The organism is Nostoc sp. WHI, from assembly GCF_015714725.1.
Classification (GTDB): Bacteria; Cyanobacteriota; Cyanobacteriia; order Cyanobacteriales; family Nostocaceae; genus Nostoc.
The window spans coordinates 19,115-38,256 of sequence record NZ_WBKM01000119.1; the positions used below are offsets into that span (position 1 = coordinate 19,115).

9 protein-coding genes are annotated in these 19,142 nt (G+C 41.0%); 2 read left to right on the forward strand and 7 right to left on the reverse strand.

Features of this window, described 5'->3' with window-relative positions; genetic code table 11:
• Positions 1-39: 39 nt before the first annotated feature.
• Both F8S12_RS11990 and hetI read left to right on the forward strand, forming a co-directional pair.
• Positions 40-291, forward strand: coding sequence for a DUF5615 family PIN-like protein (locus F8S12_RS11990; protein WP_230967966.1), 252 nt, complete (start codon positions 40-42; stop codon positions 289-291).
• A 22-nt stretch (positions 292-313) separates the two neighbouring features.
• Complete coding sequence (gene hetI / locus F8S12_RS11995; RefSeq protein WP_196516504.1) at positions 314-1,024, forward strand: 4'-phosphopantetheinyl transferase HetI; 711 nt, start codon at positions 314-316, stop codon at positions 1,022-1,024.
• Positions 1,025-1,078: 54 nt separating this feature from the next.
• On the opposite strand, the gene F8S12_RS12000 is transcribed toward hetI, so the two are convergent.
• The 7 genes from F8S12_RS12000 to F8S12_RS12030 all read right to left on the reverse strand — a co-directional run bounded on the left by F8S12_RS12000 (position 1,079) and on the right by F8S12_RS12030 (position 18,706).
• Entirely contained in the window at positions 1,079-1,882 is an 804-nt protein-coding gene (locus tag F8S12_RS12000; protein ID WP_196516505.1) for an SDR family NAD(P)-dependent oxidoreductase, read from the reverse strand.
• A gap of 649 nt (positions 1,883-2,531) precedes the next feature.
• Positions 2,532-4,046 carry a thioester reductase domain-containing protein gene (locus F8S12_RS12005; RefSeq protein WP_196516506.1) on the reverse strand — a complete coding sequence of 505 codons (1,515 nt, stop codon included), beginning with the start codon at positions 4,044-4,046 and terminating at the stop codon, positions 2,532-2,534.
• 2 nt (positions 4,047-4,048) lie between these two features.
• The gene (locus F8S12_RS12010) at positions 4,049-5,722 is read right to left on the reverse strand and encodes a PfaD family polyunsaturated fatty acid/polyketide biosynthesis protein (RefSeq protein ID WP_196516507.1); all 1,674 of its coding nucleotides are present in this window, start codon (positions 5,720-5,722) and stop codon (positions 4,049-4,051) included.
• 234 nt (positions 5,723-5,956) lie between these two features.
• Complete coding sequence (locus tag F8S12_RS12015) at positions 5,957-10,735, reverse strand: PfaB family protein (RefSeq protein ID WP_196516508.1); 4,779 nt, start codon at positions 10,733-10,735, stop codon at positions 5,957-5,959.
• Between the two features lie 193 nt (positions 10,736-10,928).
• Entirely contained in the window at positions 10,929-12,647 is a 1,719-nt protein-coding gene (locus F8S12_RS12020) for an SDR family NAD(P)-dependent oxidoreductase (protein ID WP_196516509.1), read from the reverse strand.
• Positions 12,648-12,830: 183 nt separating this feature from the next.
• A complete protein-coding gene (locus F8S12_RS12025) occupies positions 12,831-18,203 on the reverse strand; it encodes a type I polyketide synthase (protein WP_196516510.1) in 5,373 nt (1,790 codons plus the stop codon).
• 284 nt (positions 18,204-18,487) lie between these two features.
• On the reverse strand, positions 18,488-18,706 hold the full coding sequence (locus F8S12_RS12030) for a hypothetical protein (RefSeq protein ID WP_196516511.1): 219 nt from the start codon (positions 18,704-18,706) through the stop codon (positions 18,488-18,490).
• Positions 18,707-19,142 lie beyond the last annotated feature (436 nt).

A 19,142-nucleotide genomic window follows, 5' to 3' on the forward strand; every position in this document is an offset into this window, starting at 1 on the left:
TAATCAAGGTCATGATGTTCCCGAACTCCCACAGATTGGATGCCCTTAGATGCAACTGATAAAACCCAGTTATTAGAGGCTACTGCTAGAAGAAGGTGTATTTTTACTTTCAATATCCGCGATTTTTTAGTTCTAGCACAAAGCAATCCTAACCATAATGGGATTATTTTAGCTGCCCAAAATAGTTGGACTATATCTAGTTTAATAGCTGCTTTAGATTGTCTGCTTGTAGAAACACAAGCTGCTGAATGGATTGGTCAAGTGCGCTGGCTCAATCAATGGCAAAGATAACAATTACGAATTACGAATTATAATGAATAATCTATGGTTACCTGCACCAACAGATTTAACTTTGTTATCGGATGAGATTCATCTCTGGCGTATCGAACTTGATCAACCAGAAACACAGTTACAACATTTTAGAAAAACTCTTTCCAGTGACGAAATAGCTCGTGCTGAACGGTTTTATTTTCAGCAGCATCGACAGCATTTTATTGTCGGTCGCGGTATTCTCCGAACTATATTAGGTCACTATTTGAATATCAAGCCGTCACAAGTGCAGTTTAATTATCAACACCGTGGCAAACCAGTATTAGCAGATACATTTGCTGATACTGGACTGGCGTTTAACTTGTCTCACTCGCAAGGATTGGGTTTGTGTGCGGTGAATTTTAATCACCAAATTGGTGTAGACCTAGAATATATTCGTCCGATGTCTGACTTGGAAGCTCTTGCCAAACGGTTCTTTTTACCGAGAGAATATGAGATGTTGCGATCGCTATCTCCCAACCAACAGCAAGAGGTATTTTTCCGTTACTGGACTTGTAAGGAAGCTTATTTAAAAGCAACTGGAGACGGACTGTCCCAGCTAGAGCAAATTGAAGTATCGCTAACTCCTACAGAACCAGCCAAGTTACAGATAACTGAAGACTGGAGTCTTTTTGAACTAGTACCTGCTAACAATTATGTTGCTGCTGTAGCGGTGGCAAATTTTGGCTGGCATTTGAAGTGTTGGCAGTATTGATGTTAGTCATTTGTCATTTGTCATTAGTTATTCTTCCCCAATGCCCAATGCCCCTTACTTATCTTCCTGCATATTTCTCACAATTTTTGTCACCAGATTTCTAGGTACAAATCTGACGCTTTTCGCAAGTATTTTATTGAGCAAACCGGGAATAACAATGGTTTTGCCCTTCATTAAAGCACGAAAACCAATTTCGGCTACTGTTTGTGCATCCATCATCTTCTTACCCTTAAGCAACTTAGAGTCAGCCATCCCGGTTCTTTCATGAAAGGCAGATGCGGTTGAGCCTGGGCAAAGAACTGTCACAGTGACACCTGTACCTTCTAATTCATTAGCGATCGCTTCTGAAAACGATAATATATAAGCTTTAGTAGCAAAATAAACTGCCATTAAAGGGCCTGGTTGAAAGGCGGCAGCTGAGGCAACGTTTAATATTTTTCCCTCACCTTGCTTTACCATGTCCTTCACGAATAGCTTAGTTAAATGGGTGAGACACACCAAATTTACCTGTAACATTTCTAGTTCAGTAGCTAGGTCTGTTTCATGAAATAATCCATAGATACCAAATCCAGCATTATTTACTAACACATCAACCTTAATATTGGCTTGTTGCAATTCTGTAAAAATTTCTTCAGGAGCTGTTGAGATAGATAGATCCTTAACAATAGTTTTGACTAAATTTCCAAATTCTTCTTCAAATTTAACTGCAATTTCTACAAGCTTTAGCCCATTTCTATCTACTAAGACAAGATTATAATCATGAGCAGCAAAAATACACGCTAATTGATAGCCAATTCCACCGGCTGCCCCAGTAATAAGAGCAGTTTGTTTGCCCTGTCTTTGGTATGTTGTGTTCATGTAAGAATGTTGGTGAATTCAACTTGATGAAGCTGCGTTGCATTTACAGTAGTTCTCGTTCTACAATTAAGTACGCGTAATATCTGAACCGACGAGAAATGTCTTGAGTTATTACTCTTTCAAATGCTTGTGTGGTGCGTAGGCATTGCCCTGAGCTTGATTAATATAGCAGTCCAAACATAAATTTAGGACTTATGCATCGTAAAAGTTGAGAATCCAAAAAATTCGGTTATTTCAGACTGCTAGTGTAGACGCGTAGCGGCTTGTCGCCAGACATCAGCCTATGTATACGTGTTTGATTACTCACAATAGTGGGTAAAATCAAACTTTTATGGCTGACACTAACCATTGTATACTCAATTGTTTATGTCAAGGTGTAAGTTCTAAAAATTTACATTTTTAATCCTAAAAAAATAGGGCAATTATATTGCCGCTATTAATGTATGAATTGTTAGCTGACATCTTAAATATTGGTTATTAGGTAGTACTGAGTCTTCAAGAACATGGACTAAACAAAATGTTTGGTAGGGGAGCCAGTGCGTTGCAGAGGTTCCCGACGCTCGATGACTCGCTAACGCTTCGCTATCTGTTGTAGCAACTGGCATTGTGTTACAGAATCCTTAACACACCCTACGCAAGTTGTGAGTTCCTAAGCGATATTTAAGAAGCCAGTTTGAATCAAGTAGGCCGTATAAGTCATAAATAATTGAGAGTCAATGGGAGGACAAACAATAGAACTACCTGCTAATGCAATGAGAGTATCTTGGCAGCTAACATGGGGTCTTCTAGCTTGTAGGTACAAATCAGGAATAGTCAGTTGCTCATCAGACCAGCGTTCTAGTAAAAAGGGTCGCAGAGTATACAAAGGATTGTCCACAGAAGACACATTATTGATTAACTCTGATTGCCATTTTTCATAGGGAATCATCTCAACTGAATAACCAAAAGAGCGTATCCACTCAATTAGCATTTTTAAAGGAGCAGGTTGGGGATGTTGTAAATTGAAAGCCTTACCTATGGATTCTTTCTGCCGTGAAAGATAAACGATCGCTTTACTTACATAGTCCACAGGAGACATATCCAACATATAATCTACATCAGGGAAACTTCCCATTTGTAGACAGCCCTTTGTCATCAAATTGATAAAGTCATGGGTGTTACAAATGCCTGTTGTGCTATCTCCTGAAATCAGAGGCGGTCTATAGATAGTTACAGGAAGTCCTCGGTCGCGGGCAATTTTAACTAGCTTTTCAGCTACCCATTTAGTTTGAGAGTAACCAAGATAAATACCTTCCCAATGATTGAATTCATCCTGTTCTTTGACGACTTTACCAGCATAAGCCGGTGATTCAAAAATAGCAACGCTAGAAACGTAATGTACAGGCTTGACTTTAATTTGACAAGCTAATCTCAAAACTTCTTGCGTTCCTAAAACATTGGCTGCCTTCAGTGCCGAGTAGGGAAAGACATAATTCAACAAAGCACCACTATGATAGATAGTATCGATGTTGGCAGCTAAGATTTGAAACTGTTCAGAATCAAGACCTAACAAAGGCTGAGATAAATCGCCGACAATAGGAATAATTCTAGAGGTGAATTGTTCCTGCCAAATTGCATACTGTTGCAGATTATTTTGGAGTTTACTTTTGCCTTCTTCGGCATTAGCAGCACGCACTAAACAATAAATATCCGCATTAGTTTCCTGTAGCAACTCCCGGATAACAAAAGCTCCTAAAAAGCCTGTACCTCCAGTTAAAAAGATTTTCTTGGGTTCAGCTACAGGCAAATTAGATGCAGCACCGGGATGGATTGTAGGGTCAAGAACAGCCTCGGCACCTAAATCTAAAATTGAGGGAGGAGTGTTGGCATTAGAGGAGGTTACCCCTGTATCTTGAACTTTTGAATCTCCTTGTACTTCTTCAGCTAAACGCTGTGAAAGAGCTTCAATATTTGGGTAATGCCACAGAAGCAACGGTGATGGTTGAAATCCTAGCAACTTTTCTAAGTTACTTACTAGAATCATTGCTTGGGCTGAATCTAAACCATAGTTTTCTAAATGTTCTTTGACATCTATTTCATCAGTTGATACTCCTAGCAACTTAGCTAAGTTAGATACCAAAAATACTTGAATATCGTCTGCTGTGAAAGACTGTTTTATAGTCATTTTTAAATCTCCAACAATGTAGAACGAACAGGGTGATACTGACTGTAGTAATCGGAAGCTTGCAGTCCTTGAATTTTCAAATTTTGGACACGATATAAAAAGGCTGCACCAGTCATAATTTGATTAGCAATATCAACTACCTGACGATTATTTGCTTCAGACAGGTAGGAACCCCGTACCCAGTCATTGAAACCGCCCATTGCTGGGCCACACCAAATTTGATAATCGACTTCTCTACCTTTTTCGCCAGAACTAGACCAACGAGAAGATAATCCTAGATACCAGCGAAAAATTAACGCCATTTTCAGTTTAGGATTATTGACTGCTTTACCCAATTTCTCAGGATTCTTTTGGGACAAATAAGCCGCAGTTCCTTCCCATACTTCAGCAATAGTTTTGCGAAAAACTTGTTTTTCTAACTTTTCTCTTTCTGCCAAAGGAATCTCTTCAATGGAATTATAAGCGCGATAGAGTTCAAATAATTTTTGCGATCGCATGGGGAACATCGTACCCCGTTTGAGAACTTGCAGTTTAACTCCCATTTCAAACATATCTGCGGCTGGAGCCATCATTACATCAGCCATTTCTGCTTGAGCTAATAACTTTTTGGTATGTTCACAAGCTCCAGATTCAATGCATGATTGATTAATTGAGCCAGTCATTATATAAGCAGCACCCATCATAAAGGCTGCTAAGGCTGATTGTGGTGTCCCAATTCCCCCTGCTACTCCGATTCTAATGGGTATTTGGTAATGATATTGTGCTTGAATTTCATCCCGCAAGGCAATAATAGAAGGCAACAAACAAACTAAGGGACGGTTATCTGTATGACCACCAGAATCAGCCTCGACGGTAATATCATCAGCCATCGGAACTTTGGCTGCAAGAGTTGCTTGTAACTCAGTAATTAATCCTTGTTCAAGAAGTTCTTTAAGAATTCTGGCTGGTGCTGGTTGCAAAAATTTAGTAGCAACTTCTCGGCGAGAAATTTTGGCAATGACTTTATTTTTGATTTCAATTTGATTGGTGTTATTCAACCCCAATCCAGCAACACGGTAATAAACAATGTTGGGGGTCAAGTCGAGAAATGCAGATGCTTCTACTGTTCTCACTTGATATTTGAGATATAAATCCACAGCCCGGCGTTCAATCGCAGGTTCGTTAGGACTGTGAATTAAATTAAAAGCATAAGGCCCTTGAGGTAAAGCTTGTTGAATGCGATTTATGGCTACTTCCAAACGGTCTGGAGTTAAGCCACCTGCACCAAAGGAACTCAAAATTTGCTCTTTTCCTAGTGCAATGACCATTTCTTCAGAAGCAATTCCGCCAGCCATTGCGCCGGTAACATAAGCATATTTCACTCCATAAAAGGAGAGAAAATTCGGATCTCCAAACTGTTGAATACGGATTGGTGCTACAAATGTCAGCAGTTCTACTTGTGCTGTTGCGTTATTATCACCAGGGGATAAATACCCTTCATTAGTGACACCAATTTTTCCGGCAACTTTCACGATGTAGCAGGGTTTATCTAACACCATCAATTTATCTTTGATGGCTCCCTGTTCAAAAGATACAGTTTCTAAAGAACCTTTCCAAACCTGGTTTTGGCTATGCGACCAGGCAGAGAAATTAAGACCATTATCGTGTTTACTCATTACCGTATCTACGGTTGTCACGCCAGTTATCCCTCAGATTACAAGCAATGGATTATAAAAGCTGAATGTTGAATGATGTAAACTCTTGGAAAAAGTTTTAATACGGTTCAGTTAGCTTGTTTATCACTCGAAGATCCCCCCAACCCCCCTTAAAAAGCAGGGCTATTTTCCTTATTTACCCCCTTTTTAAGGGGGTCGCCGTAGGCGGGGGGATCTTATCCAAACCGTATTTACAGGAGTTTACATTTTGAATTATCAGGATTCGTCGTTAAGCAAATTTTGGGCGCAAGCTAGTTGCAATTGAATGATTTCGCTCATTTGCTGACTATAATCTTGTCTAGCTTGTAAAAAAGCAGTGTGCGCTTTAGTTATCTTTGAATTATTAGCATTGAGCTTTTGATACTGAGTCTTATTTAAATCAAACATGCTGATGATGCTACTAATTTTTTGAGTGATGACAGGTGGCGAAGAAAGAGAATTTTGCTGCCCAATTGCGCTTGACTCAGAAGATTGTAATTGTTCTCTCGTTTCAAAACCGTTATCAATGATATTTTTCGGTTTTACTTCTTCTGATTGAGTCGGGAATGGCAAGATGTCTTCTTTGATTATCTCGTTAGAAATGTTAAGAGAATCTGTGATTTCAGATTGTTGAATATTAGGTATATTTTGATGCTGTTTTTTAAAGCGTTCGCCCTTGGCGTTGGCGAAGCGATCGCTCCTAATATCTCCAATCAAATCTTCAACAAGTTTACGATTTTTGTCGCTTAAAATAGCAGCAACAATTGATTTTCCACCCAAGGTAACTATTCTCAATGTTGCTTTATTTTGATTAGCAGTTTCTTGGGCTTTGCTGTACAGTGGTGATAAATCCACATTCACCTGATGACTGAGTAGTTTTGCTAATGCTTTGACCATCGAAGCATGGTCATCCATTCCTCTACGATTCAGAGAAACTGTAATGTGTTCTTTGTTGCCGAGAATTTTATCAATCCATCGTGAACACACACTACCTGCACCCGCTTCTAAAAAGATTTTTACACCATCATCGTGGACACGATTTACTAATTGCGGAAAATCAAGCTCTTGGCACAATCCTTTGGCAATATTGTGAGCGATCGCATCTCTTTCAAGTGCAACTGGTTGATAATCGGCGGCAGAATAAAAAACAATGCCGGGAAGATTTTGGGATGGTAAAGTGTTTACCTTTTTGATTTCCTCGTACTGCGATCGCATCGCTTCACAATGTATCACATGATCGAAAGGAGCAGTGAAAGAATTGCAACCTAAAGTTGTAATCACTCGCTTACAGGCTGCATCATCACCAGCAATTAATACTTCTTCTGGTGTGTTGATTTGAGTTAAGTAGACACGATTCTCATGTTTCAGACATTCTCTAATTTGTGATGGAGTAGCCATGAGAACATAAGTATTCCAAAAATTGTTGTTTTGTGGATTTGGTGAATCTGTTAATCCCCAATAATCACGTACAGCATTTTTAGGCCCAGATAACTTATCGCCAAATAAAGGTGATGAATTTAAGGTATTACTTCCGCCCTCAAAATCACTCCAAACTCCTTGAGCAACCATCATGCTAGTTTCACCCAAGCTATACCCAAAAACGGATTGCGGCTTGACTTGAAAATCATCTCGGAAAATTGCCGTCATGTATCTAGCAAAGGCAATTTCACTTTCAAACATTGCCAGTGAATCATCTAACAATTGCTTTTCGAGAGTTTCTAGTTGCCTAGTTGTCAATTTGGGTAAACTTCTGGGATAAACTAACTTTTCAACATCGGCAGCGCGGTTGTAAAGATTGTTACTTTTTAAGTCCTCGAAGACTTTAGGAAATAAACGGAAGACACTGCGACCGATGCCAATATAAGAATTGACTGCTGCGGGGTAAACATAAGCAACTGCTCCAGTTTTACCCAATGGTTTCGTTGTGAAATAACTACCTAGTGGTGTTTGCCAATCTGTGCCGTTTTCAAAAGCATTATTTACACCTTTGCGGGCAGATTCAATTTCTTTGAGTAAATCTTTTGTGTTACGTCCTGTGATTGATAAGACGTATTTTGCACCAGATTGCTGTTCAAAAGTAGCGAATGTTTCGCTGGCTGTAGCTGATAAAGAAGAACTCGCTTCTATGGTATGTTGGAGATTGTTTAGAAGATTGGGGATAATGGTGCGATCGCTAACTGCTATAGGAAACAGATGAAAAGGCATTTGTTGCAAATATCTGTTGTCGCGCTCCTCTTGGCTGGGTTCCTCCGATAAGATTAAATGGGCGTAACTGCCATCTATACCCATGCTATTAATTGCTGCTATTCTGCGTGTACCGCCCTTATCGACAAACCAAGGTCTTGATTCCATTGCCACATAGAAAGGGCTACCTTCCCATACTTGCGGTGTTTTGACACCAGACCATTTGGGTGTGGCGGGAATATACCTGTAATAAAGACAGAGAGCGGTTTTGATTAAGCTAGCAATTCCCGATGCTGTATAGGTGTGGCCGATATTGGCTTTAACGCTGCCCAATGCACAATGCAAACCGTTGCCCACTTTCGGATAAGCTTGGAGTAAACCTGTGATTTCGGCTTCATCCTCCTGGGGAACGCCACTACCAAAGACTTCCACATAGTTGACTTCTGTGGGTTGAATCTCCGCCATCTCGAAAGCTTGTTTGCAGACATTGCTGATAGCTGAAGCATCAGATTTTACCAAAGCGTCACTCAAAGTAGAATTACTTTGTGCGAAACTCATAGCATCAATGACTGCATAGATGCGTTCATTATCTTCCTTAGCAGCTTCGTAGCGCTTGAGAACAACAGCACCCGCACCTTCGCCAACCATCCAGCCATTAGCTTGTTGGTCAAAACCTAACGTATTCACACCCGTATTAATTGGTGCAAATTGGCTGCGGAACAAGACATTTTCCACACCACCTGCCAAATCTACTGCACCCACAACCACCGCATCAACTTCACCTGTAGCGAGTAGCATTTGTGCAACTTCCAACGCTTTGAAAGTAGAATTTTCCCCAGCGCTGATGGTAAATGCAGGGCCAGTGAAATTCCACAAAGCAGAAATCCGACTTGCCATAACGTTGGCGATATGACTCACATATTCGCCGATTTCTACTGGTTGGTGAATGCTATCTTTGACAATGGTTTCTAGTTGCGCCAGATGTTCAGCAGGTAAAGAAATTCCTTGGTTGAGTAAACCGTCTTTAACTTGCCAAGATAGATTCCATCTTTGCTGTAGCTGATGTACTGAAAATTCTGTCTCGGCAGCGATAATAACTGCGACATTACCGCCCTCCTGTAGTTTCGCATCCTTTACGGCGCGATCGCTAACTTTCAGAAGTAATAATTGTTGCGGGTTTAACTTTTCGATTTCATTCGGTGGAATTTTGCACGATAAAGTATCGATTTCAAAATCTTTGATATATGCCCCTACTGGTGCTTTACCATCTGTTAAACCGTACTCTTTAAGTAAGTTTTCTTGATTTTCTATACCGTGCCATCTTTGAAGTGGTAGGGAAATAAAATGCTGTGTTCCATCATAAATACTGCGTTCAAAAGCATCTAAACCATTGCAGTTACCAAAAAAGGCATCCATGCCGACAATGGCGACTTTGGTAGGTGGAACAGGTGGAATTGATTCAACTGATTCTGTTGTAGTTCCTTGTTCTAAAATCAGATGAGAATTAGTGCCACCAAAACCAAAAGCGCTAATAGCTGCCCGTTTGATTGGTGCGTTATTATTAGGCCATGCTGTAGCTGTTCTAACAATTTTGTCGGCAGAAATTGTACTATTTTCAGATGCTAAAGGTTCCGAAACATTCATGGTTGCTGGAATTACACCATGAGACATACTCAAAATCACTTTAGTCAAGCCAACCATGCCAGCAGCAGTTAGCAAATGACCAGTATTTGCCTTGGCAGAACCCACCAGAGGCGCAGCTTGATTTTGACCAAAGAATGTTTCTATGGAGTTGAATTCGGTTGTATCTCCTAGTAATGTGCCAGTAGCATGGCACTCTAAATAATCGATGCTTTTTGGACTAATTTTCGCCTCATTATAGGCTCGTTCAAAAGCTAGGATTTGCCCTTTAGGATTAGGACTGAGTAAATGTTTACCTTTGCCATCATTCGAGAGTCCATTACCGCAGATGGTGGCGAGAATATTATCACCATCTCTAACGGCATCAGAATATCTTTTCAGCATCACCATCCCAACACCATCGGCGGGAATTAGCCCTCTAGAGGACTTATCTAAGGGGCGGCTGATACCGTTTTCGGGATATCCTTGAACACCAGAAAATAACATCCGCACAAATAGCGAATCTGCACAACTTATAGCTCCAGCTAACATGACATCAGCTTTGTGTGACCATAAGTAATGAGATGCTAATTTAATAGCATAAAATGATGACGAACAAGCAGCATCCAGACATAAATTAATCTGGGATAGAGATAGAGCTTGAGCAATGATAGATGCTGGTAAACCAGATATCAGGGCATTGTATAAAGAGGCTTTGGTTGCAGTTGGGAGGGCAGCTAAATCAAAGTCTTCGTATTGCAAAAGTTCTTTGACAGCAGGGGTAATAGATTGCTGGTAAATTGGAGAGAATAATTGATTAGATAATTTTGTTGGGAATGACAAATTACCTAAAATTACGCCACATTTTGCAAGAACAGTTTGATTACCCCAATAACCACCATGTACAATTGCTTGTTTAGCCGCATATAATGACCATTTGAAGGTGTTATCTAAACCAGCAAGTAATTCTGATGGTAGATTGTATTCAGATGGATTAAATTTAAAGTTGCGGATGTATCCGCCTTTGAGGGAATAGGTTTTGTCTGGTGTACCTTTGACTGGATTGTGAAAGATTGTCGGATCTACCCCGATTTCTTCGACGGTTGCAGAGGATGTGGAATCTTTTTGACTAACAAGATTTTGCCAGTATTCTTCAGGGTTTTTAGCATCGGGGAATAGGCATGATAATCCGATGATGGCTATTTTTTCCACTGCTGATATGCTCCGAGTTTGGGTATTAGGCAAGAGATAATTAAAAGGCAGGATTTACGCTGTTCCCCAAACTTTGAACGAGGCAAGTTATAGCAATCGTAAAATTACTACTATTTTTGTTTGTAGTAAGCACTTTAGTGCTTATAAAAGAAGGACTTAAGTCCTTACTACGAACTTTCAACTTGATAGACTCCTAGCTTCGGAGTAGTTTCATTGACCAAATAATGGCGTGGGCATTGAGCATTCGTGAATAGATTTTACCTTGGCGATCGTGTATGATGAAGTTAGCGATCGCACTACTTGGTGTCTTGGATTTAACTTCACAAGAAACGTAAAAAGTTTCGTTATGAGGTATCATTGCAAACTGTTCAAATTTTTCGACTTTTCCAGGTAAACAACCTTCTTGATGAAAGTGTTGTGTCCAAACCCATAAGGCGTGCATACTCAAGTCTGTTGTGTAAGGATTTACCCATTGGACGGGGAATTGTCCTTGTTGTTTTGCGCTGAGTTCTGGCCACAGACATTCTGTAGTAATTTTTTCAGGGCTGATGTTTAAAACTCTTTTGATTTCTTGAAAAGCGGGGCCATGAAATAATGTGGCTCCCCCATTTTGGTAAAAATCTTTTCCTGTAGCGGTGATGATATTGTCTTGTTCGAGATTGAGAGATTCATAAGTTGGTACAACTGGGATTTCTCGCTGGAGATTGAGTTGAGCGCTAAAATGAAAATGGATTCTCCCTTCTGGGTTTTTACTCGAAATTTTGGCTTTAAGTTCGATTCTTTCAAGGTTAACTTTGGAAACTTCTTCTATTTCTAAAATATGTTCTTTAGCCAATGTTTCATTAAAAGTAATCCCTTTCAAAACTTTGAAATCTTGATAATTGAACAATCTATAACCTGGATATTGTTGTTCACAGGCATTGATAATCCAGGTCATTGCACAAGTTGCTGGTAAAACTGGATAACCAGCAATAGTATGATCGTGTAAAAATGGATTAGCCTCTAATGTCATTTGGCGACGAATACGATGGATTCGTAGTTCTGAATCTAACTCTGTCGCCAGTGGAACAAGTGGGCTACCAATGACAACTTGTGTAGTTGCATGATTGGTATTACCCATTTCTTTAACGAGCATTTGCGCCCCAACTGCAATGGGAATTATTTCAATTTTTCGCTCTTGAAAAATCTTCTTTAATTCTGTTGTCACCATCCCACTGTCCCAAGCGCCCCAGTTGATAGCAACTACATGACATGAAGGATAACTTTGCTTAAATATATGGGCTGATTTGTTCAGAATTTCATTAGCGATCGCATAATCAGATTGTCCAGGATTTCCGTAAAATCCTGTTACGGAAGAAAACAAAACTAAATGCTGAAGTTCATTAGGATTAACGCAAGCCAACAGGTTTTCTAAGCCTTGAACTTTGGCGGTGTAAACTTTTTCAAAATCCTCTTCTGTTTTCTTTTCAATTAACTTATCAGCTAAGTTTCCAGCGCCGTGGATGATTCCTGTAATTGGGCCAAGATGTTGCACAGCATTGGCAAGTTTTTCTTTTAAAGCTTCCGTATCTGTAACATCGACGCTGATATATTCTGCTTTGGCTCCGGTTTTTTCAATTGCTGCTAAAGTCTTTTTAATTTCGCGGCTGGAGGTAATTTTGTTATATATTTTTTGCACATTCATGGGTGTGGGCTTCTCTCCTTGAGAAAGAAGATTTTCCATGATGCATTTTTTCAATGCGGATTCATCAGAGTTTTGAGCATAATCTGGCTCGGTTTCTAATAGTTCGGAGCGACCAAGGAGGATGAATTTGCCGGGTTGCTGCTGTGCTAATCTGATAGTACACTCAGCCGTAATCCCTTTTGCACCGCCGCTCACGACAAAGACAGATGATGGGGCTGTTTGTATCATAAATCCTCGTGAATATCTGGATAAATTGTGTTTTTTGATGTACAACTAACTGATTCTTGAAACCCCCTCTCCAAACCTCTCCCCCACAGGGAGAGAGGCTTTGATTCTTACTCCCCTTCCCTACAAGGGAAGGGGTTGGGGGTTAGGTTCGAGAGAAAGTTGCACACGGCGTTAATCTGCTTTTTAATCGGCAATAATGGTGACTCGTCCTTGTGAGCCGTAGCCAACTTCACTAATATAAAGATTCGGATCGTCAAGCTCGGCAATGATGTTTTGTACTGACTGTTTAGCGTCAAGTCTGGGACTTAGGTCGATCGCACGAGTGAAAACTTTTGGCCATTCCCATCTCAGAGTTTTGGTTAATCCAAATAAACCAGCGCCGATCGCACCAAAGTTGACTTTATACTCTAACCCGAAAGCTCCATCAAGGTGAGCAACTGTGCAGAAACAACTACGTCCATGACGCGCAGCTTCGTTTAGAGAGGGTTTGAGGTGTTTCGCCATCAAAAATATGTGCTTAACGATCGCCTTTTCTTGTTCAAGATAAGGAATTGTCCCGGTGTGATTTGTGACAAAGACAGGATGTAAATGGATGAAAGCCCCAATCGCTCCACAGTGAGATGCGATCGCTTGTAGTTGTTGTTGGAGATGTTCTTCAGTTAAGTTTGCTAAGGTGACGCGGGTTACTCCTGTGGGTAAGGGCGCTTGTTGGGCGATGAGCGATTGGGGGAAGCTGACAACTACTACCTTCCAGCCTTTCTCGATTAGGGATTCAGTTAATTTATAAGTGGTGAGGGAACCATCATCGGTGATTAAACCGATGTGTCCCTCTGGTAACGTGAAATCCAAATAATCGGGCTGTGGTAGGCTTCTGAGTTTGACGGGATGGCGCTGGATATTATGCTCTAATTCCGGCGGTTGCTGTTGGACAAACTCAGGTTCAGACTTTTTTTTTTCACCTCCAGCCAACTGCTGTAGGTAATCGACTATTTGACCAATCGTGCGGAGTTCTCCGAGTTCTTCGATATTTGGCTTGGGTAAGTTGGGGTACATTTCTTGCATCGCCCCTAAGATTTCTACCCGTTTAATCGAGTCAATCCCTAAGTCGGCTTCCATGTCCATTTCTAGTTCCAGCATCTCTACTGGATAGCCAGTTTTATCACTGGTGATGGCTAACAGGGTTTGACCTAAGTCTGCAAATTCATCAGTTGTAGCGGGTTCTGGTTCTGGGGTGAATGCGACAACAACGCTTGGTTCTGGTGAAGTGACTACCTCAACTACGGGTGCAGTTTCTATTGAAATCTCAGTTACTTGTTGTACTTCGTGAACCGCAATTTCTACAGAAATACTTTTGGAAGTGTGGGATTGCAGATACTCTACAACTTGACCAATGGTGCGTTTTTCTGCCAGTTCTTCTAAATTGGGTTTGGGTAGGTTGGGGTACATTTCCTGTAGCGCCCCCAGGATTTCCACTCGTTTGATCGAGTCAATTCCTAAGTCCGCCTCCATGTCCATATCCATTTCCAGCATCTCGACTGGGTAGCCAGTTTTGTCGCTGGTGATGGCTAACAGGTTTTTATCCAAGTCAACAATGTCGATGGTTGCACTAGATACGGGTGCTGGTTCGTTGACTGGAGGTGAGCTAATTTTGACTACAACCTCGGTTTGGGGTTCTACCACTGACAGAGGTGGCGCGACTGTCTCAACAATAGGAAAGTGGGGAGTAGGAAGTAGAGACGCGATTGATCGCGTCTGTTCTGGGGAGTCGATAGTTTCAACTACAGCCTCTACCACCTGGGAAACGGGCGAGAGAGGTTCTTGAGTAACATTTAAGGCATTTTTAGCTACTGGCTCAATTACAGGTAGAGGCTGACTTTCTACTATCTTGGTAGTAACCGGTACTGGTGAATCAGTAACACTTGTTTGTGCTACCGCATTGCTGACTTTCTCTGTTAGTTGAGTTACTCCCTCACCTGAGATGATTTGAGAATACTCTTGCTGTATGAGTTGGAAAAAGTTTTTAGTATATTCCAGCTGCTCTTGAAGATATTGCTCATGGATGCGTAGGGTTTCACCTTGTTGGGAATGAAACTGCATCATGCTGCGCTCTAAGCTTTCCATGACAATTAGCTTCATTTTGGCAGTTTCCTCTGTTGATTTACTTTCACTCAACAAAGAATTTTGCTGCTGCATCAGTTGGAAAAACGCTTTGGCGTATTCCATTTGATGATTAAGATAAGTACCGTGAACTTGCAAATTCTCGGCTTGATTTTCCTGAAACTGTGTCAGCAGATATTCTAAACTTTCTAAAAGTTGTTGATAATTTGTAAGTTTTTCTGGTGTTGGCTGCATCTTAGATTCCTGGGCTGGTTGTGAAAGGGTCACAGGATTCATTGCTGGGGTGGTAACAAGGGGTGTTTTTTTATGTCCGTTAGTCTCGATCACTGCCAGAGGTGGAGTCACTCCTGGGCTGGTAAACAAAGGCGCCGCTTCAGAATATTCTGGGGTGGGTAATGTGACTTTATGCCCATCTTGCAAAGCTAGAGCGAAGGCATTTTTCGTTTTTTCGGATCTGTAGTTTATGCCGTTCAAACGTACATTTAATGTCTTCTTCGTCTCAATTGGGGGGATAGTTTGGGGAAGTTGGTAAGGATCGAGGTTATTCAAAGCCAAACCAATTACCCGCAACTGCACAACTGCTTCCCGCAAAGAGCGATCGCTATTCTTTTGAGTGCTGGGATTCAGAGATACGGTAAGATGAGGGCGATCGCCAAGGATATCTTTCACTAAGTTGGTCAGAATTCTCCTCGGCCCAAATTCCACAAAACAAGTACCACCGGCTGCATAGATATTTTCAATTTCCTGTTTAAACAGCACTGAGTTGGAAAGGTGCGTTTCCAGGATTTTTTGAATACCTTGGGCTTCTTTGGGATACTGCTTACTCGTAACATTGCTGTAAACAGGGATTTTGGGACTTTGGAAGTTGACAGACTTAGTTGCGATCGCAAAGGATTTTTGAGCAAAGGCAATTAGCGGTGTATGGAAAGCGGCTGATACAGGTAACAATACAGCTGTATATCCTTTCTCGTGTAAAGCTTCTCTGACTCTCGCTATTTCTGCGGTGGGGCCAGCCAAGACAAATTGAGTTGGAGAATTTTGATTAGCGATCGCAACTTGGGGAAAACGCTTCAGCACTGCTTCCACTTTGCTGATATCTTCCTTCACAGCCAACATACTACCCGCATCATGATCCGGGTCTTCGGGTGCAGCCATTGCTTGACCCCTAGCTTTCACCAAGAACAAGTAATCTTCCGTACTCAAAACTCCCGCAGCCCACAACGCTGTCAGTTCCCCGAAGCTATGTCCCGCCACAAAATCTGATTTAAACCCAGCTTGTTGCAATATGCTGTACATCCCTGCACTCAACACCCCGATGGCTGGTTGAGCGTATTCTGTGCGTTGTAAGGCAGCAATTTGAGCATTTTTCTCTGCTTCCTCAAACACAGGATGAGGGAAAACTATCTCTGATAACGGCTGTAAATTATCCTTGATTAACAAGCTATCCATATAGCCATGAAGACGCCGCATCAAAGGAAAATTCATTACCAGTTCCCGCCCCATCTCCAAGTATTGCGAACCTTGACCAGAAAATAGAGAGACAACTTTTCCACCCAACTCCATACCAGAAGCGCGGTAATAAATCCCTTGGGGATGCTCCCAAGATGCTGCTGTTCCTTTGTTTTTCAGCCAGTCAATGCTAGTTTGCAACAACTTGCAAGCTTCTTCCAGATTCTCAGCTACAAACCCAAATCTGGCAGCAGAAAGGGGAATTTGTTGTGATTTGCACTCATTGACTAATTGTGCGTAGTGTATTTCTGCTTCAGGCGATACTCCTGCGGAGTCACTTCGTGAACGCAACTTACCTAAAATCTCTTCAGATTTGCTCAACAATTGGTCTACTGTGGGAGCAAACAACAGCATTTCACTAGCACCACTGTGTAAGCGGTAAGCCTGGTTCTGGTCAGCTTCATATTCTTCCAAAACGACGTGATAGTTGGTGCCACCAAAGCCAAAAGAACTCACACCGGCGCGTCTTGGTGCTTCCCCTTCTGGACGAATCCAAGGTCTAGTTTCGGTATTCAAATAAAATGCCGAATTTTTAATGTTGAGTTTAGGGTTTGGCTCAGTAATGTTAATTGTGGGCGGTAATACTTTGTGATGTAAAGCCAAAGCAGTTTTAATCAAACTCGCCGCACCCGCAGCCGCTTTTGTGTGTCCAATTTGCGATTTTACACTACCTAAAGCGATGTGCTGCTTTTTGGAATCATGTCCCTCAAAAAAGTCTTTTAAAGAACCGAATTCTGTCGGATCTCCAGCCATTGTACCAGTGCCATGTGCTTCCATCAAACCAACAGTAGCGGGAGAGAAGCCAGCATCTTCATAAGCACGTTCTAAGGCTTTAATTTGTCCTTCTTTACGAGGAGCATAAATGCTCTTATAACGTCCATCGCTGGAGGTACCAATACCTTTTATTACTGCATAGATTTTATCGTTGTCACGTTCAGCATCTTCCAGGCGTTTGAGGACAATCATCCCGATACCTTCACCCAACATCATCCCATCGGATTTAGCATCGAAAGGTTTGACATTTTCACTTGGAGAAACTGCCGGTGTTTTGCTGAACGATATGTAAGCCATTATGGTGTTGTCGGTATCAACACCACCAGTCAGCATCATGTCAGAACGATGCTCAACTAGCTCACTAATTGCCATTTTTAAAGCACCAAAGGAACTAGCGCAAGCGGCATCAACTACGCAATTCATTCCGCCAAAATTCAGACGGTTGGCAATTCGTCCGGCGACTACGTTAGCTAACATTCCAGGGAAAGCATTCTCATCCCATTTCACATAAGCGCTTTTGATTTTATCAACGATTTTTTGCGTATCCTCATCGGATAAACCACTGCTTTTAAGAACTTTTTCCCAAATCGGATATTCCAACCTTGCAGAAAGTGGCATTCCTAACTGCTTGGCCATCGCCACGCCTAAAATTACCCCAACAGTCTCGCGGCTAAACTCACGTTTTTCGCCATAACCTGCATCTTCCATCGCTTCTTTCGCAACCACTAAACTTAATAGTTGCGATACATCTGTGACTTCCAAAATGCTGGGTGGTATGCCGAATTCCATCGGGTTAAAATCAACCTCTGGAAGAAACCCACCTCTTTTACAGTAGGTTTTATCCTCAGTGGTTCTAGGATTCGGATCGTAATAATCTTCGACGCTCCAGTGAGTAGAAGGAACATCAGTAATACAGTCAATTTTATTTACTATATTTTGCCAATATTCCCGCAAATTTCTAGCTTTAGGCAATAGAGAAGCCATGCCAACAATAGCTATAGGATTGTATTGTAATTGTCTGTTAATTCTGTTGATTGACACTGATTTATCTGACCTCATTTTTTTTCCCTCAATAGACCTCATCACAGCCTGTTCACAATTATTGACAAGGCTTTGTAACTCCGCTAAGGCAGTATCAATTGAATAAGCAGACATAGGGCATAGTGAGTACTGTGGATTGTGTAGTTACAGTAATTTCTGTTGCCTACTAAATAATAAAAAACTCTCGTCTTCTAAGCAGCTAGCTATCCTATCTCCGCTAAATGCTTTTTTCTAAATCGACACCAAACGACACATACTGCCCTGATTAAGCCTTAGATTTACAGGCGATTTTGGTACACAGCGTAGGCGTAGCCCGTCGTAGACATCGCAGAAAAATTTTATACAACGCTAGACTCTTGATATTGGGGTAATAGGTCGATGACGTTGTTAAAACGAGTCTAATAGTCTTGGAGTGTAATAACTGCTTGACCAGTGAATTCAATCCATTTGTAATAGTAGAGATTTGGAGTAATGGTATTCCACTGGAGCGATGAAAACTTAGGAGTAGCTAAGGCAACAGAAACGCTTTTTTTACCCGAAATTGTTTGATTATCTAGCATAACCACAGCAACATAGCTGGTATTAATGACTATGTTCTGTATCTTGATAGATGTTATAGCCAGTTTCAACGTCCGGGATAATATATTTTATGCTATTTGACCCAGGAAAGTTGACAAGTTCGTTACCGAAAAGACACCACCTTTAATCCGAGTTTATGCGAGTTGAAAAAGTAATTAAACGAGCAGAAGGTGATGGAAAAGCAGTTATATTTAGTTATTTTTAATTTCAAAATCTTAATTAAATAACTAATTTACCTAACTACTTTAAAGCATTGAATTAATAAAAACAATAACATACTTTACAGAAACTAAATCATTCCTTTAAAGTTATTTTATAAATAGCCCTATATTCTTACTGATGTGAATTTTGAATAAAATCCACTACAAAAGTATAATTTGTGACTACATAAATGTGAGATATATAGGACTATGATTTGATTTCTGAAAAAACTCCGTACAGATCAAAGAGCATTCTTTCCCGTTGCCTCTTGCC

Coding starts and splice junctions, on each gene's coding strand:
- F8S12_RS12025 (WP_196516510.1), bottom strand. CDS start 18,203: ATGTCTGCTTATTCAATTGATACTGCCTTAGCGGAGTTACAAAGCCTT.
- F8S12_RS11990 (WP_230967966.1), top strand. CDS start 40: ATGCCCTTAGATGCAACTGATAAAACCCAGTTATTAGAGGCTACTGCT.
- F8S12_RS12005 (WP_196516506.1), bottom strand. CDS start 4,046: ATGACTATAAAACAGTCTTTCACAGCAGACGATATTCAAGTATTTTTG.
- F8S12_RS12020 (WP_196516509.1), bottom strand. CDS start 12,647: ATGATACAAACAGCCCCATCATCTGTCTTTGTCGTGAGCGGCGGTGCA.
- hetI (WP_196516504.1), top strand. CDS start 314: ATGAATAATCTATGGTTACCTGCACCAACAGATTTAACTTTGTTATCG.
- F8S12_RS12000 (WP_196516505.1), bottom strand. CDS start 1,882: ATGAACACAACATACCAAAGACAGGGCAAACAAACTGCTCTTATTACT.